Source organism: Agrococcus sp. Ld7 (assembly GCF_045064095.1).
Classification (GTDB): domain Bacteria; phylum Actinomycetota; class Actinomycetes; order Actinomycetales; family Microbacteriaceae; genus Agrococcus.
On sequence record NZ_JBISGY010000002.1, the window covers coordinates 170,504 to 192,715 of the forward strand.

General features: G+C 70.2%; 35 protein-coding genes. 2 read left to right on the plus strand and 33 right to left on the minus strand.

From position 1 onward, the window contains the following. Positions 1-6: 6 nt before the first annotated feature. The 15 genes from ACJJVL_RS01010 to ACJJVL_RS01080 all read right to left on the minus strand — a co-directional run bounded on the left by ACJJVL_RS01010 (position 7) and on the right by ACJJVL_RS01080 (position 11,844). Entirely contained in the window at positions 7-909 is a 903-nt protein-coding gene (locus ACJJVL_RS01010; RefSeq protein WP_405216148.1) for a hypothetical protein, read from the minus strand. Beyond that, positions 909-2,771: a heavy metal translocating P-type ATPase gene (locus tag ACJJVL_RS01015; protein ID WP_405216149.1), complete on the minus strand. Its 1,863-nt coding sequence runs from the start codon at positions 2,769-2,771 to the stop codon at positions 909-911. Before ACJJVL_RS01015 ends, ACJJVL_RS01010 begins: the two co-directional genes overlap by 1 nt. A 62-nt stretch (positions 2,772-2,833) precedes the next feature. Further along, the gene (locus ACJJVL_RS01020; RefSeq protein ID WP_405216150.1) at positions 2,834-3,958 is read right to left on the minus strand and encodes a mannitol-1-phosphate 5-dehydrogenase; all 1,125 of its coding nucleotides are present in this window, start codon (positions 3,956-3,958) and stop codon (positions 2,834-2,836) included. Continuing rightward, positions 3,958-4,389 carry a PTS sugar transporter subunit IIA gene (locus ACJJVL_RS01025; RefSeq protein ID WP_405216151.1) on the minus strand — a complete coding sequence of 144 codons (432 nt, stop codon included), beginning with the start codon at positions 4,387-4,389 and terminating at the stop codon, positions 3,958-3,960. Before ACJJVL_RS01025 ends, ACJJVL_RS01020 begins: the two co-directional genes overlap by 1 nt. An 8-nt stretch (positions 4,390-4,397) precedes the next feature. Beyond that, complete coding sequence (locus ACJJVL_RS01030) at positions 4,398-5,957, minus strand: PTS mannitol transporter subunit IICB (RefSeq protein WP_405216152.1); 1,560 nt, start codon at positions 5,955-5,957, stop codon at positions 4,398-4,400. A 31-nt stretch (positions 5,958-5,988) separates the two neighbouring features. Beyond that, a complete protein-coding gene (locus ACJJVL_RS01035; protein WP_405216153.1) occupies positions 5,989-6,243 on the minus strand; it encodes an HPr family phosphocarrier protein in 255 nt (84 codons plus the stop codon). Positions 6,244-6,296: 53 nt separating this feature from the next. Further along, positions 6,297-7,040 carry a hypothetical protein gene (locus ACJJVL_RS01040; RefSeq protein WP_405216154.1) on the minus strand — a complete coding sequence of 248 codons (744 nt, stop codon included), beginning with the start codon at positions 7,038-7,040 and terminating at the stop codon, positions 6,297-6,299. A 20-nt stretch (positions 7,041-7,060) separates the two neighbouring features. Next, complete coding sequence (locus tag ACJJVL_RS01045; RefSeq protein ID WP_405216155.1) at positions 7,061-7,912, minus strand: ABC transporter ATP-binding protein; 852 nt, start codon at positions 7,910-7,912, stop codon at positions 7,061-7,063. 56 nt (positions 7,913-7,968) lie between these two features. Further along, a complete protein-coding gene (locus tag ACJJVL_RS01050) occupies positions 7,969-8,583 on the minus strand; it encodes an ATP-binding cassette domain-containing protein (protein WP_405216156.1) in 615 nt (204 codons plus the stop codon). Next, positions 8,580-9,653 carry a hypothetical protein gene (locus ACJJVL_RS01055; RefSeq protein ID WP_405216157.1) on the minus strand — a complete coding sequence of 358 codons (1,074 nt, stop codon included), beginning with the start codon at positions 9,651-9,653 and terminating at the stop codon, positions 8,580-8,582. The genes ACJJVL_RS01050 and ACJJVL_RS01055 overlap by 4 nt, the downstream gene beginning before the upstream one ends. Positions 9,654-9,733: 80 nt before the next feature. Then, entirely contained in the window at positions 9,734-10,144 is a 411-nt protein-coding gene (locus ACJJVL_RS01060) for a hypothetical protein (RefSeq protein ID WP_405216158.1), read from the minus strand. After that, entirely contained in the window at positions 10,132-10,674 is a 543-nt protein-coding gene (locus ACJJVL_RS01065; protein ID WP_405216159.1) for a hypothetical protein, read from the minus strand. The genes ACJJVL_RS01060 and ACJJVL_RS01065 overlap by 13 nt, the downstream gene beginning before the upstream one ends. Before the next feature lie 20 nt (positions 10,675-10,694). Further along, complete coding sequence (locus ACJJVL_RS01070) at positions 10,695-11,285, minus strand: stage II sporulation protein M (protein ID WP_405216160.1); 591 nt, start codon at positions 11,283-11,285, stop codon at positions 10,695-10,697. A gap of 1 nt (position 11,286) precedes the next feature. Further along, a complete protein-coding gene (locus ACJJVL_RS01075) occupies positions 11,287-11,565 on the minus strand; it encodes an uberolysin/carnocyclin family circular bacteriocin (protein WP_405216161.1) in 279 nt (92 codons plus the stop codon). A 75-nt stretch (positions 11,566-11,640) separates the two neighbouring features. After that, positions 11,641-11,844 carry a helix-turn-helix domain-containing protein gene (locus tag ACJJVL_RS01080; protein WP_405216162.1) on the minus strand — a complete coding sequence of 68 codons (204 nt, stop codon included), beginning with the start codon at positions 11,842-11,844 and terminating at the stop codon, positions 11,641-11,643. Positions 11,845-12,024: 180 nt separating this feature from the next. Between ACJJVL_RS01080 and ACJJVL_RS01085 the strand changes: the two genes are divergently transcribed. After that, on the plus strand, positions 12,025-12,498 hold the full coding sequence (locus ACJJVL_RS01085) for a helix-turn-helix domain-containing protein (protein ID WP_405216163.1): 474 nt from the start codon (positions 12,025-12,027) through the stop codon (positions 12,496-12,498). Continuing rightward, positions 12,443-12,862 (plus strand): ImmA/IrrE family metallo-endopeptidase, encoded by a 420-nt coding sequence (locus ACJJVL_RS01090; RefSeq protein WP_405216164.1) that lies wholly within the window; start codon positions 12,443-12,445, stop codon positions 12,860-12,862. Before ACJJVL_RS01085 ends, ACJJVL_RS01090 begins: the two co-directional genes overlap by 56 nt. A 1-nt stretch (position 12,863) precedes the next feature. On the opposite strand, the gene map is transcribed toward ACJJVL_RS01090, so the two are convergent. From map to rpsS, 18 genes are all read right to left on the minus strand, one after another. Further along, positions 12,864-13,694, minus strand: a complete 831-nt coding sequence (gene map / locus ACJJVL_RS01095) for a type I methionyl aminopeptidase (RefSeq protein ID WP_405216165.1) — start codon at positions 13,692-13,694, stop codon at positions 12,864-12,866. After that, entirely contained in the window at positions 13,694-14,275 is a 582-nt protein-coding gene (locus tag ACJJVL_RS01100; RefSeq protein WP_405216166.1) for an adenylate kinase, read from the minus strand. The genes map and ACJJVL_RS01100 overlap by 1 nt, the downstream gene beginning before the upstream one ends. Continuing rightward, complete coding sequence (secY, locus tag ACJJVL_RS01105) at positions 14,276-15,607, minus strand: preprotein translocase subunit SecY (protein ID WP_405216167.1); 1,332 nt, start codon at positions 15,605-15,607, stop codon at positions 14,276-14,278. It abuts the gene before it with no gap. Between the two features lie 61 nt (positions 15,608-15,668). Beyond that, positions 15,669-16,133, minus strand: a complete 465-nt coding sequence (rplO, locus tag ACJJVL_RS01110) for a 50S ribosomal protein L15 (protein WP_405216168.1) — start codon at positions 16,131-16,133, stop codon at positions 15,669-15,671. Then, on the minus strand, positions 16,126-16,314 hold the full coding sequence (rpmD, locus tag ACJJVL_RS01115) for a 50S ribosomal protein L30 (protein ID WP_347754508.1): 189 nt from the start codon (positions 16,312-16,314) through the stop codon (positions 16,126-16,128). Before rpmD ends, rplO begins: the two co-directional genes overlap by 8 nt. Further along, a complete protein-coding gene (gene rpsE, locus ACJJVL_RS01120) occupies positions 16,311-17,036 on the minus strand; it encodes a 30S ribosomal protein S5 (protein WP_347754509.1) in 726 nt (241 codons plus the stop codon). The genes rpmD and rpsE overlap by 4 nt, the downstream gene beginning before the upstream one ends. Continuing rightward, positions 17,033-17,404 (minus strand): 50S ribosomal protein L18, encoded by a 372-nt coding sequence (rplR, locus tag ACJJVL_RS01125; RefSeq protein WP_405216169.1) that lies wholly within the window; start codon positions 17,402-17,404, stop codon positions 17,033-17,035. The genes rpsE and rplR overlap by 4 nt, the downstream gene beginning before the upstream one ends. After that, a complete protein-coding gene (gene rplF, locus ACJJVL_RS01130; RefSeq protein WP_405216170.1) occupies positions 17,404-17,940 on the minus strand; it encodes a 50S ribosomal protein L6 in 537 nt (178 codons plus the stop codon). Before rplF ends, rplR begins: the two co-directional genes overlap by 1 nt. A gap of 6 nt (positions 17,941-17,946) precedes the next feature. Further along, the gene (rpsH, locus tag ACJJVL_RS01135; RefSeq protein ID WP_405216171.1) at positions 17,947-18,345 is read right to left on the minus strand and encodes a 30S ribosomal protein S8; all 399 of its coding nucleotides are present in this window, start codon (positions 18,343-18,345) and stop codon (positions 17,947-17,949) included. An 83-nt stretch (positions 18,346-18,428) separates the two neighbouring features. Then, entirely contained in the window at positions 18,429-19,004 is a 576-nt protein-coding gene (rplE, locus tag ACJJVL_RS01140) for a 50S ribosomal protein L5 (protein ID WP_405216172.1), read from the minus strand. Further along, entirely contained in the window at positions 18,997-19,368 is a 372-nt protein-coding gene (rplX, locus tag ACJJVL_RS01145) for a 50S ribosomal protein L24 (RefSeq protein ID WP_405216173.1), read from the minus strand. Before rplX ends, rplE begins: the two co-directional genes overlap by 8 nt. A 3-nt stretch (positions 19,369-19,371) precedes the next feature. Continuing rightward, positions 19,372-19,740 (minus strand): 50S ribosomal protein L14, encoded by a 369-nt coding sequence (rplN, locus tag ACJJVL_RS01150; protein WP_405216174.1) that lies wholly within the window; start codon positions 19,738-19,740, stop codon positions 19,372-19,374. A 28-nt stretch (positions 19,741-19,768) separates the two neighbouring features. After that, complete coding sequence (gene rpsQ / locus ACJJVL_RS01155; protein ID WP_405216175.1) at positions 19,769-20,056, minus strand: 30S ribosomal protein S17; 288 nt, start codon at positions 20,054-20,056, stop codon at positions 19,769-19,771. Continuing rightward, entirely contained in the window at positions 20,056-20,373 is a 318-nt protein-coding gene (rpmC, locus tag ACJJVL_RS01160) for a 50S ribosomal protein L29 (protein ID WP_405216176.1), read from the minus strand. Before rpmC ends, rpsQ begins: the two co-directional genes overlap by 1 nt. Further along, entirely contained in the window at positions 20,373-20,792 is a 420-nt protein-coding gene (gene rplP / locus ACJJVL_RS01165; protein ID WP_240241222.1) for a 50S ribosomal protein L16, read from the minus strand. The genes rpmC and rplP overlap by 1 nt, the downstream gene beginning before the upstream one ends. Then, positions 20,792-21,535 (minus strand): 30S ribosomal protein S3, encoded by a 744-nt coding sequence (gene rpsC, locus ACJJVL_RS01170; protein ID WP_405216177.1) that lies wholly within the window; start codon positions 21,533-21,535, stop codon positions 20,792-20,794. The genes rplP and rpsC overlap by 1 nt, the downstream gene beginning before the upstream one ends. After that, entirely contained in the window at positions 21,535-21,903 is a 369-nt protein-coding gene (gene rplV, locus ACJJVL_RS01175) for a 50S ribosomal protein L22 (RefSeq protein WP_405216178.1), read from the minus strand. Before rplV ends, rpsC begins: the two co-directional genes overlap by 1 nt. Before the next feature lie 27 nt (positions 21,904-21,930). After that, positions 21,931-22,212, minus strand: coding sequence for a 30S ribosomal protein S19 (gene rpsS / locus ACJJVL_RS01180; RefSeq protein ID WP_405216179.1), 282 nt, complete (start codon positions 22,210-22,212; stop codon positions 21,931-21,933).

The window sequence follows — 22,212 nt, forward strand, 5'->3', positions numbered from 1 at the left end:
GCAGCCCTAGGCTCCAGCGCGCTGCACGACGATCGATCCCCAGAGCATGCCGCGATCGCGACGAGCGCGCTTCGCGGCCTCATCATCCATCGTGGTCGCGAAGGAGCGCGCGATCACCGGACCGCCCGGGGTGACGGCCCAGAGCGCGGCCTTGCGCAGATCGCGGACCCAGCGCTCGTCGGCTCCGTCCGTGACGTTCGAGAGGGTGAGCGCATCGTAGCTGCCGGGTGCGGCCCGCTCGAGGTGGTCGAGCAGCGGGTCCTCGACCCAGGCGACCGAGGAGGGGTCGACGCGCGGCAGCCGATGCCCCGGCAGCTCCTCTCCCAGCAGCAGCCGCCATGCGTACGGGTTGTCATGCGGCGCGTGCTTCCGCAGCGCCCGACCGATCCGACCCCGGATCGCTTCGTCGAAATGCGCCGGGATGGGCGTGGAGAAGTCGCGCAGCACGAGCGCCGAGAGCATGCCGGCGGGGCCGAGCATGGTCTTCAGCAACGAAGCGAGGACCCGGTTGTCGAGCCGCTCGTGCCACACCGATGCCGCCCGGAGCGGGTCGTCCTCCTGCAGGAACTGCCGCATGCGCCTGCGGCTCCAGGCGGGACTTGCCGCGCGGACCATGCCTCGCGCGACATCGATCAGCCGCTCTGCCGCGCCCGGCTCGAATCCGCCGCCGGCCACACGCGCCCTCGCGTACCGCAGCTGCTGCCGGTTCGACGAGACGGCGGTGACCTCGTGTCCCGCGTCGGTGAGTGCTGCGATCATGTCGCCCGCGCCATCCGCGACCAGCACGCGACTGGCAGGGGCCAGCTCCTCCAGCTCGATGCGGGGATCCGACCAGTCCCACCCGTGCAGCAGGCGCTGCCGCGGGCGCGCGCCCGAGCGCCCCGCATTCCGCGACCCCCTCGACTGCATCAGCCAGCCGCCCCACTCATCGCCCGCACCTCGTTGCGCACGGGATCTCGTTCCGAGCGCGGCCCGAGCGCGCGGAGAGCACCGAGGATGGCCACGAGATCGACCACCTCCTGGAGCCAGGCACCGACGATCGCCGGCAGGAAGCCGAACGCTGCCACCAGCATAAGCGCGATCGATATGGCCATCCCGAGCCAGATGCTCTCCAGCGCGATCCGCACGGTCTGCCGCGCGATGCGCGTCACACGCTCGACCGCCGCAATGTCGTCGACGAGCACCACCGCGTCTGCTGCATCACTTGCTGCGGTAGCGCCGCGCGCGCCCATCGCGATGCCGATATCCGCCACCGCGAGCACGGGTGCGTCGTTGATGCCGTCGCCGACCATCACGACAGGACGGCGCGGTGACCGCTGCACCGCCTCGACCTTGTCCTCGGGCAGGCACTCCGCCTGCATGCGATCGATGCCGACCTCCTGCGCAACGTGGAGGGCGGTCTCCTCCGCATCGCCCGTGAGCAGCATCAACTCCGCACCGGACGCCCGTAGCGCCTCGACCGTCGCGACCGCCTCCGGTCTCAGACGATCCCGCAGCACGAGCGCCCCGGCGTACGCGTTGTCGATCGCGACGTAGACCGCGACCTCGCCCGGCTCCAAGGATTCCGCGTCCACGGGACCGGCGAATCGTTCGATGAAGGCGCGCTTGCCGACCGCGACCCGCACGCCGTCAACCGTGGCCTCCACGCCGTTGGTCGCGGTCTCGCGCGCATCGGTCGCGTCGGGCACGGCCACGCCGCGCTGTGCCGCACCGCGCAGCACGGCGGAGGCGAGTGCGTGCGTCGAGTAGCGCTCGGCTGCGGACGCCATCGCGAGCACGCGGTCGGGATCGCTGGAGCGCACCTGTTCGAGCTGCGGCTCGCCACCGGTGAGGGTGCCCGTCTTGTCGAAGACGAACGTCTGCGCCCTGGCAAGTCGCTCCAGCACGTCACCGCCCTTGACCACGACGCCCGCACGGGCCGAGCGGCCCATGCCCGCCATGAATGCCACGGGGGCCGCGATCAGCAGCGGACACGGGGTGGCGACCACGAGCACCTCGGCGAAGCGCCTCGGATCCCCGGACGCCCACCACGCGACGCCGCCGATCGCGAGCGCCACGGCGGTGAACGGCACCGCATAGCGATCCGCGAGGCGCACCACGCGCGACTTCTGCGCACTCGCCTGCTCGACCAGGCGGACGATCGATTGGTACTGACTGTCTGCCGCAGTGCGCGCGGCCCGCATCCGAAGCGCGCGTGGACCGTTGATGGCCCCCGACGGCACCGTGCCCGCCACCTCGATCTCGACCGGCAGCGATTCGCCCGTGAGCGACGAGAGGTCGAGCTCCGCGGGCTCGTCGAGCAGCTCGGCGTCGACCGGCACGAGCTCGTTCGGCTTCACGACCAGGATCTCGCCGATCCGCACCTCGCCGACGTCGACCGTCACGAAGCGACCACCGCGCTCCACGTGCGCCTCGGAGGGCGCTCGCTCCAGCAGTCGCGTCAGATCGGCACGCGCCCGCTGCGCCGCGTAGTCCTCCAGCGCCTCGCCGCCGGTGAGCATCAGCACGACGATGATCGCGGCCCAGTGCTCGCCCACCAGCACGGTCGCGCTGACGGCGATGATCGCCAGCACGTCAATGCCCGCGTGGCCCGCGAGCAGGTCGCGCACCATCCCCACCGCCGACCGTGCCGCCATGAGCACTGCCCAGCCGCCGACCACCCACGGCACCAGGGCCGCGGCGCCCGTGAAGCTCAGAATGCCGCCCACGAGCGCGACAGCGAGTGTGGCCGCCACCAGCGGATACCTGCGCAGCAGCTCGAGGGCGGTCATGCCTCACCGTACCGAGCGGGCCGCGGCAGCGACACCGGCGACGCACGCGGGCGCGGCTTCGGTCAACGCAGCTGCGCCGCCGAGACCGCGTCGACCAGCAACGGCACCAGCGAGTGATCACCGGGCAGGCCCGTCACGCGCGCGACGACGTCGGCCGGTGCGAGGGCGGCAAGCATCCGCTGCAGCTCCTGCGCCTCCTCATCGTCCGGCGCATCGAAGGCGAGCGCAGTGCCGAAGGCTCGCACGAGCGCATCCGCGCTCTCGCCGCGCTCGAGGAGCTGCGATGCGGGCTCGACGAAGCGCTCGTGGCGGGAGAGCTTCCGCAGCGGCTGCCTGCCGATGCGCTCGCAGGTGTCGGGCAGCGCGGGGTTCTCGAACCGCTCGATCGCGCGCGCGACGTAGGCGGCATGCTCCTTCGGGTCGAAGCCGTGCTTCGCGACCAGCAGCGCAGACGTCTCCGCGAGCGCAGCCTGCACTGCAGCGCGGATCTCGGGCTGTTCCAGCGCCTCGGCGATCGTTGCGGCGCCCGCCTGCCAACCCGCGTACGCGGTCGTGGCGTGGCCCGTGTTCACCGTGAAGAGCTTGCGCTCGATGAAGGGCGCGAGGTCGTCGACGAAGTGCGCGTCGGGGATGACCGGGGCGCTGCCCGCGAACGGCGTGCGGTCGATCGACCACTCGAAGAAGTCCTCCACGACCACATCGAGACCGGCGGGGTCCTGCGGCGGGATGATCCGGTCGACGGCGGTGTTCGCGAAGATCGCGCGGTCGGCGAGCTCCGGCGCGCCGTCCAGCACGAAGCCGCGCAGCGTCTCGGACGCGCCGATCGCGTTCTCGCACGCCATCACCGTCACCGGCGCACCCTCGCGCAGCTCTAGGCCCTCGCGGATGACCGGTGCGATGAACCGCATCACCGTCGGTCCGACGGCGCAGGTGACGACATCGGCGTCCGCCACCGCGCGTGCGGCAGCGCCGGGATCAGCCTGCGAGTCGATGCCGGTGAAGCCCGTGACGGTGTGCACGGTCGCCTCCGGCCCCACCTCCCGGACCTGATAGGCATCCGCGGTCTGCAGCATGCCGATGAGCGTCGGGTTCACGTCGACGAAGGCCACCTCGTAGCCCGCGCGGTGCAGGATGAGCCCGACGAAGCCCCTGCCGATGTTGCCGGCGCCGAAGTGGACGGCGCGCATCAGTCGTTGACGTCGCCGAGCAGCTCGAGGATCGCGGCGGCGTCGGGCGCTGCCTCGAGCTTGGCGACCTCGTCCTCGTCGGCGAAGACGATGGCGATCTTGGAGAGGATCTCGAGGTGGCCGCCGTCCTTGCCGGCGATGCCGACGACGAACTTCACCGGGTTGCCGTCCCAGTCGATGGGTGTCTCGTAGCGCGCGACCGAGAGCGCCGAGTCGAGGATCGCGTCCTTCGACTCGTTGGTGCCGTGCGGGATCGCCAGCAGGTTGCCCATGTACGTCGACACGCTCTGCTCACGCTCACGCATCGCATCCGCGTACGCCGGCGTGACCGCTCCCGCGGCCACGAGCATGTCCGCGGCCTCCTGGATCGCCTCGTCCTTCGTCGAGGCCGAGGGCGCCGTGGTGATCTGGTCGATGGTGAGGACGGGCATGGAGCTCCTTAGTCGGTCGGGTTCGAATCGCCGACGAGCCTGACGACGTCGTCGTACTTCGGGCTGTTCATGAAGTTGTCGACCGAGACGTGCGTCGCGCGGTCGTTGCGCTGGCGGGCGCGCGCCGTGAGGTCCTGGTGGGTGACGATGAGATCCTCGCTGCCGTCGAGGTTCGCGATCGCCACATTCGTGACGTTGACGCCTTCGATGCCAGCCTTCTTGATCTTGCTGCGGAGCACGCTCGCCCCCATCGCGCTCGACCCCATGCCCGCGTCGCACGCGAAGACGATCGTGCGGATGGGCTGGTCGGCGACGGGCGTCGAGGTCGGGTCGACCCCGGTGGCGGACGCGCCCGCAGCCGCGCCGCTGGCGGAGAGGTTCGACAGGTGCTCCGACTTCCTGCCCTTGGCCGCCTCGGTCTTGGCGATCGCCGCCGACAGGTCCCCCGCGTCCTCGCGTTCGAGGTCGCGCCTGCGTGAGGCGCGCAGGATCACGCCGGCGACGACGAAGGTGACGGATGCGGCGATCACGACCGAGAGCAGCACGCCGATGAGGTTGCCGCCGCCCACGAGCCCAGCCTGCACGGCGACGGCGAAGATGCTCCCCGGTGCGGCGGGACCTGCGAGGCCCGTGCCGAGCAGCATGTTCGTGGCCACGCCAGAGGCACCGCCCAGCACCAGCGCGATGATGAGCGTCGGCTTCATGAGCGCGTAGGGGAAGTAGACCTCGTGGATGCCGCCCGCGAACTGGATGATCGCAGCACCCGGCGCGGTGGCGCGCGCTGCACCCACGCCGAAGATCGAGAACGCCAGCAGCAGGCCGAGGCCCGGCCCCGGGTTCGCCTCGAGCAGGAACAGGATTGAGGACCCCTCGGTGGCGACCTCGGTGGTGCCCAGCGGAGTGAGCACGCCGTGGTTGATCGCGTTGTTGAGGAAGAAGACCTTCGCGGGCTCGATCAGCACCGAGGCGACGGGCAGCAGATTGGTCTCGACCAGCCAGCCGACGGCACCGCCGACGACCGACATGATCCAGTTCACGATCGGAGCGATCACGGAGAAGCCCAGCAGCGCCATCAGGAACGCGACGATGCCGGCCGAGAACATGTTGACGAGCATCTCGAACCCGGCCTTGACCTTGCCGTCCCACAGCTTGTCGAGCTGTCGCATGACCCAGGCCGCGAGCGGTCCGAGGATCATGGCGCCGATGAACATGTGCACGTAGCCGAGGCCACCCTCGCCCTCGGCGTTGATCCGGTCGATGAGGAGGTCGGATCCGACGATCGCGCCCATCACCGCGAACGCACCCACCACCGCACCGCGGGTCTCGTAGACCATCCGCCCACCGGTGCCCGCGATCAGGATCGGCAGCAGGTAGTGGATGATCGGGCCCACCATGGTCGCCAGATCCGCGTTCGGGAACGGGCCGACCTCGATGAAGAGCGCGGTCAGGATGCCCCACGCGATGAGCGCGGGGATGTTCGGCATGATCATGCCGGAGAGGAAGGTGCCGAACTTCTGCACGGCGACGCGCGCGCCGCCGGAGGTCTTCGAGGCTGGCGTGCTGGTCATCGTTGGCTCCGTGCTGCGACGAGCGGAGGGCTCAGGCGTCGTGGTCGGTCGCGAGCAGCTGCTCGAGCTCGTCCAGCGCACTCTCGTCGTCGGTCGTGATCGTGACGGTGTCGCCCTTGCTGACGCCGAGGGAGATCACCGAGAGGATGCTGGCCGCGTTGACCTGCTTGTCGCCCTTGGTGACCGTGACGGCGCTGGCCGCCTTGGCTGCGGCTTGCGCGAAGAGCGCCGCCGGCCGCGCATGCAGGCCGTGGGTGGACTCGACGGTGACGGTGCGCTCGGCCATGATGCTCCTTCGCGGGGCCCGGTGGCCCGTGGTGACGCACACGCTACACCAGCTCATCGAGGCTGCGGCCCGCGTTCTCGCAGCCACGCGGCCATGCCGATCGCGGCGGTGCAGGCGACGATCGTGCCGAGCGCGGCTGGAAGCACCGCCGGCGGCACCGGCTGCAGCAGGACGCCACCGGTCGCCGGCAGTTCGGCGATGGCCCGCAGCGCCTGCCCCGGCAGCAGCCAGCGCAGCGCGCCGAGGTCGCCCTGCGCCAGGAGTCCCGCGATCGCGGGCTCGACCACGACCGGCAGGCCCGCGCCGATGGCGAGCGTCAGCATCGTCGAGCGCGTCGCGTGCGCGACACCGAGCATCCAGAGCGCCCAGATGCCCGACACCACCAGGTGCAGGCCGACAGCGACGAGCGCGAGGCCCGGCTCGATCCGTCCCGCCGCGCCGGAGCCTGCCGCCGCTGCGGCGCCGCAGGACAGGGCGATGGCACCGCAGGCTGCCAGCACCGGGGCTGCCGACACGAGCAGCCTGCGCGTCGGTCGCGGCTCCGCGAGCGCCTCGTGCAGCCAGGAGCCATCGCGGTACCGTCCGGCGACCGCGATGAGCACGAGGAGCACGACCGCGAGCGGCGTCGCCGCGCCGCGCGAGACCGCTGCCGTCTGCAGCTCGATCGCATCCATGCCGCCGAGCCGTGCCGCCAGCGCGCCGTGCACGAGACCACCAGCGAACGAGGCGAGCAGAGCGCCGGCGAAGAGCCAGCGCAGCCGGCTGTCATGCAGCAGGCGCAGCGTCGCCGCTGCCATCCCCGCCCGGGTGCGCGACGTCACTCGCGCTCGGCGATCGTCGCGGCGAACGCCTGGCTGAGCGTGACCCGCCTGGGCGAGAGCTCGGTGACGAGCACGCCGCAATCGGCGGCGACTCGGGCGATCTGCTCGGGCGCCAGGCTGCGCACCGCGACCGCGCCCGCGGCGCGCCCCGCCACGCTCGCTCCTGCTCGGCGGAGCGCGGCGGAGAGTCGCGGCTGATCGCCGGAACGGACGATCGTCACCGGGGCGGCATGCCCGCGCAGGAAGGCCTCCGTCTCGCCCTCGAACCGCACCCTGCCGGTGTGCAGGCAGACCAGGCGGTCGAGCAGCGGCTCGATCTCGTCGAGCGCGTGCGCAGACAGCAGCACGGCACCTCCCGCGTCGGCGTGAGCGCGCAGCCGACCGTGGAGCCAGCGCCGGCCCTCGGGGTCGAGCCCGTCGAACGGCTCGTCGAGCACGAGGATCGGCGCCGACGCCACCAGCGCGCCCGCGATCGCGAGCCGCCGACGCATGCCGAGCGAGTAGGAGCGGATGCGCGTCGCCGTGTTCGCGAGTCCGACCTCGGCGAGCAACCGGTCGACATCGCCGGCTCTCGCCTGCGTCGCGATGGCTCGCAGATGCGCTCGCGCGGTGCTCCCGGCACGCGCGCCGAGCGCATCGGGGCAGAACCCGAGGGTGCGAAGCGGATCGTCGAGCTGTCGATAGCCCAGACCGTCGATGAGGGCGATGCCGCCGCCGTGCTCGAGCTCGAGGAGCCGACGCAGCGTGGTGGTCTTGCCCGCGCCGTTCACACCGACGAAGCCGGTCACCGCGCCCCTCGGGGCCGCGAAGGAGACGCCATCGAGCACGACCCGATCGCCGAATCGCATGCGCAGATCACGCACCTCGATACCGGCCTGGGCCAAGCGCCGTCTCGCGCCTCGGGTCATGCGTGCCCCTCACCCATGCGCACCTCGCGCACGACCGTGCTGAAGGGGCGTTCGCCGTGGTCCACCAGCAGCACCAGGCGGTCCCGTCCCCATCGATCGAGCCTCGCCCGCAGCGCGGCTGCCGCGCGGGCGTCGAGACCGAGGAACGGCTCGTCCAGCAGCAGCACCGGGGCAGCGCCGAGGGTCGTCAGCCGCACCCATGCGCGCCGCGCCTCCCCCGTCGACAGTGCGACGACCCGATCATCGATGCGGGCACCGAGGCCCTCGTCGGAGAGCGAGGCGATCGCCGTGCCGGGGGCAACACCGGCCGCCCGCGCGAAGAGCGCCGCGTGCCGTCGGAGTGTGACGAGCGGCAGCAGTGCGATGTCGGCTCTGCTCACTCGCCGCATCCGACGTGCGGCGCCCGAGTCCGCCGGTGCTCCGCAGACGCTCACGGTGCCTGAGCGCGGCCGCATGCCACCGGCCAGCAGCTCGACGAACGTGCTCTTGCCTGCGCCGTTCGCCCCGCGCACCAGCACGATCCCCGGACCGTCCACGGCCAGCTCGGGCACTCGGACCGCGCGGCTGCCCCGCTGCAGCAGCCCCACACCCGAGACGCGTATGCCGATCATCGCAGCCTGCTCGCCGTCACGCAGCCGACGACCGAGAGCGCGACCGTGACGGCAGCCGCAAGCCCGATCCATGACCCACCGGCGAGACCGACGCCTGCCGGCACGAGTGCGACGGCCATCAGGACCACGCGCGGCATGACGTCGGACGCTGCCGGGCGCACCACCAGGACGGCGATCGCGCTCGCGATCACGTGCGCGACGGCCACGCCGAGGAGCACGACGAGCGAGGGCGTGCCGCCGAGCGCAGCGACCGCGAGCGCGGCAGCCGTGCCCAGGAGCCCCGCGCATCCGCCCGCACCGGCGACCACGGCAACGACGAAGCGCCACGGCGCCGCACCGCAGCCGATCATGGACCGGGCGAGCAGCAGCGGCCGTCGAGCGTCCAACCCCAGCAGCTCCCCAGCGAGGTGCACGGCGATCGCGAGCGCGGCCGCGATCGCGGCCGGGCCGAGCACGGCGCGCACGTCGGGTTCCAGCAGCGGCGCGGCCGCGGCCACGCCGAGCGCGACCGTCGATGTCAGCACTGCTTGCGCGAGCGCCCGCCACGGCGCGGCCTGGCCGGAGGCGCCCGTCTCGAGCGCCCTGGCCCCGCGGTCGGCAGCGAGCCAGGCGATGAGCGCCCCCGCCACCGCTGCCGCAGCCACCGCGGCTCCTGAACCGACCGCGCCGCGTGCGATGAGCACGGCTGCGCTGGCGAGTCCGGCCGCCGCGACGGGTGCGATGGGAGAGAGCAGCGCCGCCGCACGCCATGCCGCTGCGAGCGAATGCCCGAGATCGATGGCGCGCAGCAGCGGCGCCGCGTGCACGATCGCGCCCCTGGGGCCGCTCGGCACCCCCAGCATCAGCGTCGCCGCGGGCAGCAGGAGCAGGGCGAGCGCAAGCACCGCACTGACGGCGCCGGCGCCGACCAGGAGCCGCGCGAGGTCCACGAGGGCAAGGAGGCCGAGCAGCGCACCGAGCATGCTCGCCGCCACCGCGACGCCGAGCGGCACCCGCAGACGCATGAGCGCTGCTGCTCCGACACCGTGCGGCAGCCCGACGTCGATCAGTGCCGCCGCAACGCCGCGCACCCCGCCATCGGGGGCCGGACCCGGGCCGCCACGATCCGCCTCGCCGCTGGCGACAGCCCGCCGTCCAACCGGCGCATCCATCATTCCGACTGCTCGGAGAGCCCGCGGCCGAGCAGGTGGTAGACCATGGTGGCTCCGCTGACGACGACAGCGACCCAGGCGAGCTGCGGCGCCGGCCAGGCAGCGCCGAGGCCCGTGGACGCCGCGGCCACGAGGCCGAGACCGAGCGCCGGCACGCCTACGAGCAGCGGACGGTAGCTGCCGTCGAGCAGCGGCAGCACCGTCATGAGCACGGTCAGGATGCCCAGCGCCAGCACGATCGGCGTCTCGAACGATGCTCGCGGGGCCTCGATCTGCGCTCGAGCGATGCTGGCGATCGTGCCCGCGCCCGCGATGAGCCCCAGCCCGGCGAGCAGGCGTACGCCCGCGGGTGCGAGCGCGATCCGCACGCCGACGACGGGGACCCGGAACGAGCCGCTCACCCGATGCACAGCAGACCTCCGATCGCCCCCGTGACGATGATCGCCCGACCATAGCCCCGCGCACTGGAGCGCGCATCGGGGAACAGCAGCGGCGTGGAGAGCGCGACGACCGCGCCGAGGATCCACACGGGCAGCCCCCGCTCCACGGCGGCGACACCGGTGGCCGTCGCCGCGATCTGCTGTCCGAGCACGATGAGCGCGAGCGCCGCCCCTCCCGCCCCGAGCCGCAGCCTCGAGCCGAGAGCCCGTGGGCCGAACCAGCGCTCCAGCACGGAGGCGACGGCGGCGATCAGCAGGATGCCGATCGCGTGCAGCGCGATGGCGGCGCCGGCGCCGATGGTGATCGCGGCGCCCGAGAGCGCCTCGTCGCCGAGCACGGCGGTCTCGGTCACGAGCGACTCCGCTGCGACCGCGACGAACAGCGGCAGTCGGATGACCAGCAGCGTGATCGTCAGCGCGACCACCAGCAGCCAGATGCCGATGGACGTGGTCCTCGCCGCGCGCGCAGGGCGCTCGGTGTGCTGCACAGTGTCGGTCATTGCTCCCCCTTCTCTCGGTGTCACGTGCCGTGCGCACCGATGACGATCGCCTCGACGGCTGCCGCGACGATGATGAGCGCCGCGGCCGTGCAGCCGAGCGCGAGACTCGAGCCGAGCGCACGCGCGTACTCCCGGAACGGGGCGGGTCTCCGCCGGACCGCGATCAGCAGCGCGTGCACAGCCGGCAGCAGGCCCGCGACGGTCGCGAGCACGACTGCGACGAGCTCGAACACGATGTACGGTGCGATGCGCGCGATCGTCTCTGCGGGGCCCAGCGCGGCCACCACCGCCGCGCCACCCCAGCCGACCCCGACCCCGAGCACCGCGATCGCGACGACGGTGAGCATGCCGCCGTTCGCGGCACCGCCCCACAGCAGGGCGATCGCGCCCAAATTGCGCACCGCGATCGCGAGGGCATCGCGGTCACCGGCGAGCACGTGCTCGTCGATCTCGCCGATCGCGACCGCGGCGGCGTTCCTGTCGGCCAGGTCGCTCGCCGAACCAGCGCTCGCCGCGATGATGACTGTGAACGCGGCCAGGGCGAGCACGACCGACGCCGCCGCGGCCGGCCACAGCGGCACCCGCGGAGCAGCGACGTCAGCCGTGCGCATGTCAGGCGATCGCCAGACGGCGAAGCTTGCGCTTCAGGTACCACACGACGGTCGAGACGACAGCGCCGACCAGGCCAGCGCTGAGGATCGCCGAGATGACCGCGATCGCCGCCCCGCCGACCTCGATCGCCCAGACGATCTGCGACGCTGCCGCAGTGGAGATGCCGAAGCTCCCCACCAGCCACGCGAGCGAGAGTCCGGCGAGGGCGATGCCGACGACGCTGACGGCAGCCGAGGCGCTCCAGATCGCTGCGCGCCCCCTTCGTGATTCAGTGTGCATAGTGCTCCTCCTCTGTTCCACCCGTGCACCGGGTGCCCATGCCGTTCGGCACGAGACTGCGAGACGACGCGGGGCTCATGCTCCGCCGTCCCCGAGATGATGGGCGATCGCGACCGCCAGTCGCTCGACCAGCGCGAGCGTCGGCTCGACGGATCCGCGTTCGATGGCTTCGACCGTGGCCAGCGGCGTACCGGTGAGGTCGGCGAGCTCCCGTCGGGAGAGCCCGGCATACTCGCGCAGCGCGGCCAGTGTTGCGCCGATGCGAGATTCTGCATGCATGTCGCGAACATTGACAGGTTTTCGACGGACACGCAAGCGTTTCTCCACAAGCGAGACAGACATTTCGCGGGAATTGTCGAAGTTCTGTCGAAGAACCCGCGCTCAGCCCGGCGTGCATGCGGATAATCTGGCCGAAGCGCGGCGCGAGTCCGCTGCGGCAGGAGAAAGGCGAGGTCACCGATGTCGATCCACCTTCGGGGCGCGAGCGCGGCCGAGCGCGCCCACTACGCCGCGCTCGTCCGACCCGCTCGGCTGCGGCGCGGGCTCAGCCAGATGGCGCTCGCGCAGCTCGCCGAGGTGGATCGCACCACCGTCAGCAACATCGAGCGAGGTGCCGGCGCCCCGCAGGAGGACGTGCTGCGGCGACTCTTCTCGGCACTGGGCCTCGCGACCGATGCGCAGCGGCACGATCCCGAGGTCGAGCTCTGGATCGCCGTGATGTCCGAGCTGCTCTCCACGGTGCCGACGGATCGTCGCCACCTCGCCGCAGACGCTGCCATCGCGACGCTCGCGGCGCACGTGCGAGCCGGCGGCATGTCAGACGGTGGGGCTACGGTCACCCCGATCGACGAGCGCGAACCACGGAAGCAGGCGACGGATGGACGTGCGGCACGGCGCGGCAGCCCTCGAAGGGAGCAGCCCCACGCTGAGTGAGCTCGTGCGGCTCTGCGGTCAGCTGTGCGTCGACGTGCGCATCACGCCACTGCCCGCCGGGTGGCTCGGCGCGTACGACCACGCCGGTTCGCAGATCGAGTTGGCGCCGGGCCTCACGCCGGTCGAGCAGCGCTCCGTGCTCGCCCACGAGCTCGGCCACGCGCTGCGCATGGACAGCGGCGAATCGGCGGCGGCCGAGCGCGCAGCCGAGCGGTTCGCGGCGCTGCTGCTCGTGGACCCAGCCGCCGTGCGACGGGCGGGTGCCTGGGTCCGTGACGAGGATGAGCTGGCGGAAGAGCTCGGTGTCACGGTCGATATCGTGCGCAGCTATCTCGCGCATCGCCCGCTCCGGCGGGCCGCATAGCTCAGGGCTCAGCGATGGGTGCGGGCACGACGCCAGAGGGCGCGAGGCCCTCGGCTCCCCCGTCGAGTGCGGTGAGCACCCAGATGCCGCCTTCGTGCACCGCGACCGAATGCTCCCACTGGCAGGCGTCGCCGCCGTCGGCGCTGCGCACGGTCCACCCGTCCGCGTCGGTCGTGGTCGCCGTCGAGCCGGCATGGATGATCGGCTCGATCGCGACGCAGAGACCGGGCTTGACAGCCGGTCCGCGTACCCGCGTGCGGTAGTTGAAGACCGGCGGATCCTCGTGCATGGACCGCCCGATGCCGTGACCGATGTAGTCGTCGCTGATGCCGAACCCGCTGTTCGCCTCGACGTGATCCTCGACGGCTGCGCCGACCTCGCCCAGTTGCTTCGCAGCGGCGAGCGCCGCGATGCCGTCCCACAGCGCGCCCCTGGTGACGTCGCTCAGTCGCTGCCGCTCGGCGGACCGCACCGGGTCGCCTCCCGGGACGACGACCGAGATCGCCGCATCGCCGTGGAACCCGCCGATCGTGGCGCCGCAGTCGACGGTCACGAGGTCGCCCGGCTCGATGGGCTCACCGGTGGGGATGCCGTGCACGACGACGTCGTTGATGCTCACGCAGAGCGTGTGCCGATAGCCGGGCTCCAGCTGGAAGTTCGGGACCGCGCCGTGATCGCGGATCACCTGCTCGGCCAGTCGATCGAGCTCCAGCGGTGTGACACCGGCACGGATCGCCCCGCGCACCGCCTCCAGGGCGAGTGCGGTGATGCGGCCCGGCTCGCGCATGGCAGCGAGCTCGCGCCGTGACTTGTAGTGCGCGCGGCCCCGCATCAGGCCGGGATGCCCCGCTCGGCGAGGCCGGCGAGGATCCGCTCGGTGACCTCGTCGACGGCGCCGATGCCGTCGACCTCGACGACCAGGCCCCGCTCGCCGAAGATCGCGATCAGCGGAGCGGTCTCGCGCTCGTAGACGTCGAGCCGGCGGCGCACGACGGATTCCGTGTCGTCGCTGCGGCCCTGCTCCTGCGCGCGCACCATCAGGCGCCGCACGACCTCGTCGCTGTCGGCGACCAGGCGGATGACGGCGTCGATCTGCTCGCCGCGGCGCAGGTTGACCCCGTCGAGGAACTCCACCTGGCCGGTCGTGCGCGGGTAGCCGTCGAGCAGGTAGCCGTCCACGGCGTCCGGCTGCGCCAGCCGGTCGTCGATCAGCTCATTCGTCAGCGAGTCGGGCACGTACTCGCCCGCGTCGAGGATCGCGGAGACCCGCTGACCGAGCTCGGTCTGATCCTTGATGTTCTGCCGGAAGATGTCGCCAGTGGAGACGGCGGGCACACCGAGCGTCTCGGCGATCCTGGCTGCTTGCGTTCCCTTGCCCGCGCCGGGCGGGCCCACGATCAGGAGGTTCGACATCTAGCGGATGAGCCCTTCGTAGTGGCGCTGCTGCAGCTGCGCATCGATCTGTCGGACGGTCTCGAGCCCGACGCCGACGATGATGAGGATCGACGCGCCGCCGAACGGGAAGTTCTGGTTCGCACCGACGGTCGAGAGCGCGATCAGCGGGATGAGCGCGACGATGCCGAGGTAGAGCGAGCCGGGAAGGGTGATGCGGGTGAGCACGTAGTCGAGGTACTCCGCCGTCGGGCGTCCCGCGCGGATGCCCGGGATGAAGCCGCCGTACTTCTTCATGTTGTCCGCGACCTCCTCCGGGTTGAACGTGATCGCGACGTAGAAGTACGTGAATCCGACCGTGAGGAAGAAGAAGACCGCCATGTACAGCGGCGCGTCGCCGGAGGTGAGGTTGGCCTGCACCCACAGCACCCACTCGGGCGGCGCCGTGCCGTCGCTCGGTGTCAGGAACTGCGCGATGAGCATCGGCAGGTACAGCAGCGACGAGGCGAAGATCACCGGGATCACGCCGGCCATGTTGACCTTGATGGGGATGTAGGTCGACTGACCGCCGTACATGCGCCTGCCGACCATGCGCTTCGCGTACTGGACGGGGATGCGTCGCTGCGACTGCTCGACGAAGACCACCGCGGCCATGATGAAGAGGCCGACCACCAGCACCATCGCGAACGTGTTGGGGCCCTGCGTCTGGAAGATCTGACCCAGCGCGGTCGGGAACGTCGCGGCGATGGACGTGAAGATGAGCAGCGACATGCCGTTGCCGATGCCGCGCTCGGTGATGAGCTCGCCGAACCACATGATGAGGCCCGTGCCGGCGGTCATCGTGAAGATCATCAGCGTGATCGACCACCACGAGTCGTTCGTCAGCAGGTTCTGGCACTGCGGCAGCGACGGGCCGCCGCCCTGCGAGAACAGCGCACCCTGGCGGGCGACGGTGATGAGGGTGGTGGACTGCAGCACAGCCAGCGCGATCGTCATGTAGCGCGTGTACTGCGTCAGCTTCCCCTGGCCCTGCTGGCCCTCCTTGTGGAGCGCCTCGAAGTGAGGGATGACGACGCGGAGCAGCTGCGTGATGATCGACGCGGTGATGTAGGGCATGATGCCCAGCGCGAAGATGCTCAACTGCAGCAGGGCGCCGCCGGAGAACAGGTTGACGAGCTGGTACAGCCCCGTCGCGGTCTGGTTCGCTGCGATGCACTCCTGCACGTTGCCGTAGTCGACGAACGGTGCCGGGATGAATGACCCGAACCGGAACAGCGTCACGATGGCGAGCGTGAAGATGATCTTCCGACGCAGGTCTCGCGTCTTGAAGATTCGTGCGATGGCACTGAACACGTGCAGCCTTCCAGAGAATGGCAATCGGGGCGGTCCGCGAACGGACCGCCCCTCAGCCTACTTACTTGACCGAACCGCCTGCGGCCACGACCTTCTGCTCCGCCGCGGCCGACACCTTGTCGACAGCGATCGTGAGCGCGACCGTGAGCTCGCCGCCGGCGAGCACCTTGACGGGCTGGTTCTTGCGGACTGCGCCCTTGGCGACCAGCTCCGCGACCGTGACCTCGCCGCCGTTCGGGAACAGCGCGTTCAGCTGGCCTACGTTGACGACCTGGTACTCGGTGCGGAACGGGTTCTTGAAGCCGCGCAGCTTGGGCGTGCGCATGACGCTCGTGAGCTGGCCGCCCTCGAACCCGGGGCGCACCTGGTAGCGGGCCTTCGTGCCCTTGGTGCCTCGACCGGCCGTCTTGCCCTTCGATGCCTCACCGCGGCCGACGCGCGTGCGCGCGGTCTTCGCGCCCGGCGCGGGCCGGAGGTGATGCATCTTGAGCGACGGGAGGCCGGTCGACTCGTGCTTGTCAGTCATTCTGGATCTCCTCGACCTTGACGAGGTGCCGAACCGTGTTGACGTAGCCGCGGTTCTGCTGGTTGTCCTCGCGCTCGACCGTCTGGCCGATGCGCTTGAGGCCCAGCGAACGCAGCGTGTCGCGCTGGTTCTGCTTCTCGCTGATCACGGACTTCGTCTGCGTGATCTTCAGCTTGCTCACTTGGATGCCGCCTTCGCGATCTCGGCCTCGTGCTTGGTGTGCTCCGCCTCTGCACGGAGCAGGCGCTCCGGCACGACACGGTCCACGTCGAGGCCACGACGGGCGGCGACGGCGCGCGGCTCTTCGAGCATGCGCAGCGCCTCCACCGTCGCGTGGACGATGTTGATGGAGTTCGACGAGCCGAGCGACTTGCTCAGCACGTCGTGGATGCCCGCGCACTCGAGCACGGCACGCACCGGGCCACCCGCGATGACGCCGGTACCGGCGGCAGCTGGGCGCAGGAGCACGACGCCGGCAGCGGCCTCGCCCTGCACCGGGTGCGGGATGGTCTTGGCGATGCGGGGAACGCGGAAGAAGTTCTTCTTCGCCTCCTCCACGCCCTTCGAGATCGCCGTCGGGACCTCTCGGGCCTTGCCGTAGCCGACACCGACCATGCCGTCGCCGTCGCCGACGACCACGAGGGCCGTGAAGCTGAAGCGGCGACCGCCCTTGACCACCTTCGAGACGCGGTTGATCGTCACGACGCGCTCCAGGAACTGGTTCTCGGTGCGGTCGTCGCGACGGCCGCGCTCGTTGCGCGTGCCGCGGTCGCGGCTGCCGCGACGCTGCTCGCGAGGCTCATCGCGGTGGTCGGCCGACTGGCCGGCCTCTGCCGCGGGAGCGCCTGCAGCAGCCTGCTGCGTGGTGTCCGTCACCTGCGTGTCCTTGTTCTCTTCGCTCACAGTCCCAGCCCTGCCTCTCGTGCGCCGTCGGCGATCGCTGCGACGCGACCGGCGTAGCGGTTGCCGCCGCGGTCGAAGACGACCGACTCGACGCCTGCTGCCTTCGCGCGCTCTGCGATCAGCTCGCCGACGCGCGTGGCCTTGGCCGTCTTGTCGCCGTCGAGCCCGCGGAGGTCAGCCTCCATGGTCGACGCCGAGGCGACGGTGATGCCCTGCGAGTCGTCGACGATCTGCACGAAGACGTGCCGTGCGGAGCGGGTGACGACCATGCGCGGCACCGAAGCGGTGCCGACAACCTTCTTGCGGAGGCGCGCGTGACGACGGCCGCGGGCAGCCGACTTGCTCTTGCCTCGGGTACCGATGCCCATCACTTACCAGCCTTTCCAGCCTTGCGGCGGATCTGCTCGCCTGCGTAGCGCACGCCCTTGCCCTTGTAGGGCTCGGGCTTGCGCAGCTTGCGGAGATTCGCGGCCACTTCACCGACGGCCTGCTTCGAGATACCGGTGACCGTGATCTTGTTGTTGCCCTCGACCGTGAACGAGATGCCGGCGGGCGGCTCGACGTTGATGGGGTGCGAGTAGCCGAGCGCGAACTCAAGGCCCGTGCCCTTTGCTGCCACGCGGTAGCCCGTGCCGACGACCTCGAGAGCCTTGGAGTAGCCCTCGGTGACACCGACGATGTCGTTCGCGATCAGGGTGCGGGTGAGGCCGTGCAGCGAGCGCGACTCGCGCTCGTCGTCGGGCCGGGTGACCTGCACCTGCCCGTCGGCGATCTGCACCTCGATCGGCTCAGCGATGCGGGTGGTGAGCTCGCCCTTGGGGCCCTTGACGGTGACGATGTCACCGTTCACCGAGATGTCGACTCCCGAGGGGATGTCGATGGGGAGACGTCCGATTCGTGACATGTCAGATCACCACACGTAGGCGAGGACTTCCCCGCCCACGCCCTTCTGCTCGGCCTCACGGTCGGTGAGGAGCCCTGAGCTCGTGGACAGGATGGCGACGCCGAGGCCGCCGTGCACCTGGGGGATCTCCGTCGATCGCGCGTAGACGCGCAGACCGGGCTTGGAGACCCGCTTCAGGCCGGCGAGTGCTCGCTCGCGGTTGGGGCCGTACTTGAGGCTCAGCGTCAGCGTCTTGCCGACGCGCGCGTCCTCGATCTTCCAGCTGGTGATGAAGCCCTCGCGCTCGAGGATCTCGGCGATGTTGGCCTTCAGGTTCGACGACGGCAGCGTGACCTCGTCGTGCATCGCCGTGTTGGCGTTGCGCAGACGCGTCAGCATGTCGGCGACCGGGTCGGTCATCGTCATGGGTGGTTCTCCATTCTGGTTTCGCGGCCCGTTCCACGGACAGCGACCTTGAAGTCAGCTCGGCGCCGACGGCGCCGATGGGGTCAGGACTCGTTCGACTCGTTCTTGAAGGGGAAGCCGAGCGCCTTCAGCAGCGCACGACCCTCGACATCCGACTTCGCCGTCGTCACGACGGTGATGTCGAAGCCGCGGACGCGGTCGATCTTGTCCTGGTCGATCTCGTGGAACACGGACTGCTCCGCGAGGCCGAACGTGTAGTTGCCGCTGCCGTCGAACTGCTTCGGGCTGAGCCCGCGGAAGTCGCGGATGCGCGGGAGGGCGAGCGTCAGCAGACGGTCGAGGAACTCCCACATGCGGTCGCCACGCAGCGTGACGTGGGCGCCGATCGGCATGCCGTCACGCAGCTTGAACTGCGCGATCGACTTCTTGGCGGCGGTGACCTTCGGCTTCTGGCCGGTGATCTGCGTCAGGTCGCGGATCGCGCCGTCGATCACCTTCGAGTCGCGCGCGGCTTCGCCGACGCCCGTGTTGACGACGATCTTGGTCAGGCCGGGCACCTGCATGACGTTCGTGAGGCCGAGCTCCTGCTGGAGCTGCGCCACGATCGTCTCGCGGTACTGCTGCTTGAGCCTGGGCAGGCGCACTGCGGTGTCAGTCATTGCTCTTGATCTCCTTGCCCGACTTCGTCGAGACGCGGACCTTCTGCGGGATCGAGACGCCGTTCTTCTCGACGTTCTTGACCTCTGCGCGGACTCGCGTGGGCTTCTTCGTCTCGGGGTCGACGAGCGCGACGTTCGACACGTGGATCGGAGCCTCGTGGCTCTCGATGCCACCCGTGCGGGTGCCGCGGTTGGTCTGGCCGACCTTGATGTGCTTGGTGACGAGGTTGATGCCCTCGACGATCACTCGGTCCTGCTCGATGAGGACCTCGAGGACGCGACCGGTCTTGCCCCGGTCGCCGCCGCGCGACTCGCGCGCTCCAGCGATGACCTGCACGAGGTCACCCTTCTTGATGCTGGCCATGGGTCAGATCACCTCCGGTGCGAGCGACACGATCTTCATGAAGCGCTTGTCGCGAAGCTCGCGACCGACGGGTCCGAAGATGCGCGTGCCGCGGGGGTCGCCATCCGTCTTCAGGATGACGGCTGCGTTCTCGTCGAACTTGATGTAGGAGCCGTCGGTGCGACGCGTCGACTTCTTGGTGCGGACGACGACGGCCTTGACCACGTCGCCCTTCTTGACGTTGCCGCCCGGGATGGCGTCCTTGACCGTAGCCACGATGGTGTCACCGAGGCCGGCGTAGCGACGGCCGGAGCCGCCGAGCACGCGAATGGTCAGGAGCTCCTTGGCGCCGGTGTTGTCGGCAACCTTGATGCGGGATTCCTGCTGAATCATGGGTCTTGATCTCCTTCGAGGCCGAGGCCTACTTGGCCTTCTCGAGGATCTCGACGACGCGCCACCGCTTGGTGGCGGACATCGGACGGGTCTCTGCGATCAGGACGCGGTCGCCGGTGCCGGCGGCGTTCTGCTCATCGTGGGCCTTGACCTTCGAGGTCTTGCGCAGCACCTTGCCGTACAGGGGGTGCTTCACGCGGTCCTCGACCTCGACGACGACGGTCTTGTCCATCTTGTCGGAGGTGACGTAGCCGATGCGCGTCTTGCGGTAACCGCGCTGCAGCGTCTCGTCCCCCTGCTGCTCAGTGGTAGCCATCAGTTGTCCTCAGCCTTCTGGTCATTCTCAGAAGCCTCGGCCGCGTCGGCCTTCTTCGACTTCTTCTTGTCCGCGGGCTTCTCGACGGGCGCCGGCGAGGCGCTGATGCCGAGCTCGCGCTCGCGGATCACGGTGTACAGCCGCGCGATGTCGCGCTTGACAGCCCGGAGGCGGCCGTGCGAATCCAGCTGGCCGGTGGCCGACTGGAAGCGCAGGTTGAACAGCTCTTCCTTGGCCCGCTTCAGCTCGACGACGAGTCGCTCGTCGTCCAGGGTGGCGAGCTCGGCGGGCATGAGCTCCTTGGAACCGATCGCCATTATGCGTCAGCCTCCTCGCGCTTGATGATGCGTGCCTTGAGCGGCAGCTTGTGGATGGCTCGCGTCATCGCTTCACGCGCGAGCTCCTCTTCGACACCGGCGACCTCGAACAGGACGCGACCCGGCTTGACGTTCGCGACCCACCACTCGGGCGAGCCCTTGCCGGAGCCCATGCGGGTCTCGGCGGGCTTCTTCGTCAGCGGACGGTCGGGGTAGATGTTGATCCACACCTTGCCGCCACGCTTGATGTGACGCGTCATGGCGATACGTGCGGCCTCGATCTGGCGGTTCGTGACATACGCAGGCGTCAGGGCCTGGATGCCGTAGTCACCGAAGGACACTGCCGTGCCGCCGGTGGCCTGGCCACGACGCTTCGGGTGGTGCTGCTTGCGGTGCTTGACTCGACGGGGAATAAGCATTACTTCGCCTCTGCTCCTGCTGCAGCCGGAGCTGCGTCACGACGGGGTCCACGACGCTCGCGCTGCGGCGACTTCTGGTTCGCCTGCTCGCGAGCCAGCTCGCGGTTGGTGAGCTCACCGTTGTAGATCCAGACCTTCACGCCGATGCGGCCGAAGGTGGTGCGGGCCTCGTAGAAGCCGTAGTCGATGTTCGATCGCAGCGTGTGCAGGGGCACGCGGCCCTCGCGGTACTGCTCGCTGCGGCTCATCTCGGCACCGCCGAGGCGACCCGACACCTTGATCTTCACGCCCTTGGCGCCGGCGCGCTGCGCCGACTGCAGGCCCTTGCGCATCGCGCGGCGGAATGCCACGCGAGCGCTCAGCTGCTCAGCGATGCCCTGCGCGACGAGCTGCGCCGAGCCCTCGGGGTTCTTGACCTCGAGGATGTTCAGCTGGATCTGCTTGCCGGTGAGCTTCTCGAGGTCGGCGCGGATGCGCTCGGCCTCGGCGCCGCGGCGGCCGATCACGATGCCCGGACGGGCGGTGTGGATGTCGACGCGCACGCGGTCCTTGGTGCGCTCGATCTCGATGCGGGCGACGCCGGCGCGGTCGAGGCTGGTGGTCAGCATCTTGCGGATGCGGATGTCCTCAGCGACGTAGTCGGCGTAGCGCTGGCCCGGCTTCGTCGACTCGGCGAACCAGCGCGACACGTGGTCGGTGGTGATGCCGAGGCGGAAGCCGTACGGGTTGACCTTCTGTCCCATTACTTCTCGTCCTCCGTGGTCGGCGTCGCGAGCACGACGGTGATGTGGCTCGTCCGCTTGTTGATGCGGAATGCGCGACCCTGTGCACGCGGCTGGAAGCGCTTGAGCGTGGTGCCCTCATCGACGAATGCGCGGGACACGTACAGGTCCTGCTCGTCGAGGAACTCGTTCGCAGCGTCAGCCTTGACCCGAGCGTTGGCCACCGCGGAGGCGACCAGCTTGTACACGGGCTCCGAGGCGCCCTGCGGGGCGAACTTCAGGATCGCGAGGGCCTCTTCGGCCTGCTTGCCGCGGATCATGTCGACGACACGGCGGGCCTTCTGAGGGGTCACGCGGATGTGACGAACGCGAGCGATCGACTCAACCATTGCCTTCTCCTTCTTCCGTCACCGCGCTTAGCGGCGACGGCCCTTCTTGTCGTCCTTCACGTGTCCACGGAAGGTGCGGGTGGGCGCGAACTCGCCCAGCTTGTGACCGACCATCGTCTCAGTGACGAAGACCGGGATGTGCTTGCGTCCGTCGTGCACGGCGATCGTGTGGCCGAGCATGGCCGGGACGATCATCGAACGGCGCGACCACGTCTTGATGACGTTCTTGCTCTTGGACTCGTTCTGCCGAACCACCTTGGTGAGGAGGTGGTCGTCGACGAACGGACCCTTCTTGAGGCTGCGGGGCAT

Coding starts and splice junctions, on each gene's coding strand:
- rplN (WP_405216174.1), bottom strand. CDS start 19,740: ATGATTCAGCAGGAATCCCGCATCAAGGTTGCCGACAACACCGGCGCC.
- rplV (WP_405216178.1), bottom strand. CDS start 21,903: ATGGTTGAGTCGATCGCTCGCGTTCGTCACATCCGCGTGACCCCTCAG.
- rplX (WP_405216173.1), bottom strand. CDS start 19,368: ATGGCCAGCATCAAGAAGGGTGACCTCGTGCAGGTCATCGCTGGAGCG.
- map (WP_405216165.1), bottom strand. CDS start 13,694: ATGCGGGGCCGCGCGCACTACAAGTCACGGCGCGAGCTCGCTGCCATG.
- ACJJVL_RS01010 (WP_405216148.1), bottom strand. CDS start 909: ATGCAGTCGAGGGGGTCGCGGAATGCGGGGCGCTCGGGCGCGCGCCCG.
- ACJJVL_RS01075 (WP_405216161.1), bottom strand. CDS start 11,565: ATGCACACTGAATCACGAAGGGGGCGCGCAGCGATCTGGAGCGCCTCG.
- rplO (WP_405216168.1), bottom strand. CDS start 16,133: ATGACTGACAAGCACGAGTCGACCGGCCTCCCGTCGCTCAAGATGCAT.
- rplR (WP_405216169.1), bottom strand. CDS start 17,404: ATGGGCATCGGTACCCGAGGCAAGAGCAAGTCGGCTGCCCGCGGCCGT.
- ACJJVL_RS01070 (WP_405216160.1), bottom strand. CDS start 11,285: ATGCGCACGGCTGACGTCGCTGCTCCGCGGGTGCCGCTGTGGCCGGCC.
- ACJJVL_RS01050 (WP_405216156.1), bottom strand. CDS start 8,583: ATGATCGGCATACGCGTCTCGGGTGTGGGGCTGCTGCAGCGGGGCAGC.
- rpsH (WP_405216171.1), bottom strand. CDS start 18,345: ATGACGATGACCGACCCGGTCGCCGACATGCTGACGCGTCTGCGCAAC.
- ACJJVL_RS01020 (WP_405216150.1), bottom strand. CDS start 3,958: ATGCGCGCCGTCCACTTCGGCGCCGGCAACATCGGCAGGGGCTTCGTC.
- ACJJVL_RS01080 (WP_405216162.1), bottom strand. CDS start 11,844: ATGCATGCAGAATCTCGCATCGGCGCAACACTGGCCGCGCTGCGCGAG.
- ACJJVL_RS01015 (WP_405216149.1), bottom strand. CDS start 2,771: ATGACCGCCCTCGAGCTGCTGCGCAGGTATCCGCTGGTGGCGGCCACA.
- ACJJVL_RS01100 (WP_405216166.1), bottom strand. CDS start 14,275: ATGTCGAACCTCCTGATCGTGGGCCCGCCCGGCGCGGGCAAGGGAACG.
- ACJJVL_RS01045 (WP_405216155.1), bottom strand. CDS start 7,912: ATGCGATTCGGCGATCGGGTCGTGCTCGATGGCGTCTCCTTCGCGGCC.
- ACJJVL_RS01040 (WP_405216154.1), bottom strand. CDS start 7,040: ATGGCAGCGGCGACGCTGCGCCTGCTGCATGACAGCCGGCTGCGCTGG.
- rpsC (WP_405216177.1), bottom strand. CDS start 21,535: ATGGGACAGAAGGTCAACCCGTACGGCTTCCGCCTCGGCATCACCACC.
- ACJJVL_RS01085 (WP_405216163.1), top strand. CDS start 12,025: ATGTCGATCCACCTTCGGGGCGCGAGCGCGGCCGAGCGCGCCCACTAC.
- ACJJVL_RS01030 (WP_405216152.1), bottom strand. CDS start 5,957: ATGACCAGCACGCCAGCCTCGAAGACCTCCGGCGGCGCGCGCGTCGCC.
- ACJJVL_RS01090 (WP_405216164.1), top strand. CDS start 12,443: ATGGACGTGCGGCACGGCGCGGCAGCCCTCGAAGGGAGCAGCCCCACG.
- rpsQ (WP_405216175.1), bottom strand. CDS start 20,056: ATGGCTACCACTGAGCAGCAGGGGGACGAGACGCTGCAGCGCGGTTAC.
- rplF (WP_405216170.1), bottom strand. CDS start 17,940: ATGTCACGAATCGGACGTCTCCCCATCGACATCCCCTCGGGAGTCGAC.
- rplE (WP_405216172.1), bottom strand. CDS start 19,004: ATGACTGACACCGCAGTGCGCCTGCCCAGGCTCAAGCAGCAGTACCGC.
- rplP (WP_240241222.1), bottom strand. CDS start 20,792: ATGCTTATTCCCCGTCGAGTCAAGCACCGCAAGCAGCACCACCCGAAG.
- rpsS (WP_405216179.1), bottom strand. CDS start 22,212: ATGCCCCGCAGCCTCAAGAAGGGTCCGTTCGTCGACGACCACCTCCTC.
- ACJJVL_RS01025 (WP_405216151.1), bottom strand. CDS start 4,389: ATGCCCGTCCTCACCATCGACCAGATCACCACGGCGCCCTCGGCCTCG.
- ACJJVL_RS01035 (WP_405216153.1), bottom strand. CDS start 6,243: ATGGCCGAGCGCACCGTCACCGTCGAGTCCACCCACGGCCTGCATGCG.
- ACJJVL_RS01065 (WP_405216159.1), bottom strand. CDS start 10,674: ATGACCGACACTGTGCAGCACACCGAGCGCCCTGCGCGCGCGGCGAGG.
- rpmC (WP_405216176.1), bottom strand. CDS start 20,373: ATGGCGATCGGTTCCAAGGAGCTCATGCCCGCCGAGCTCGCCACCCTG.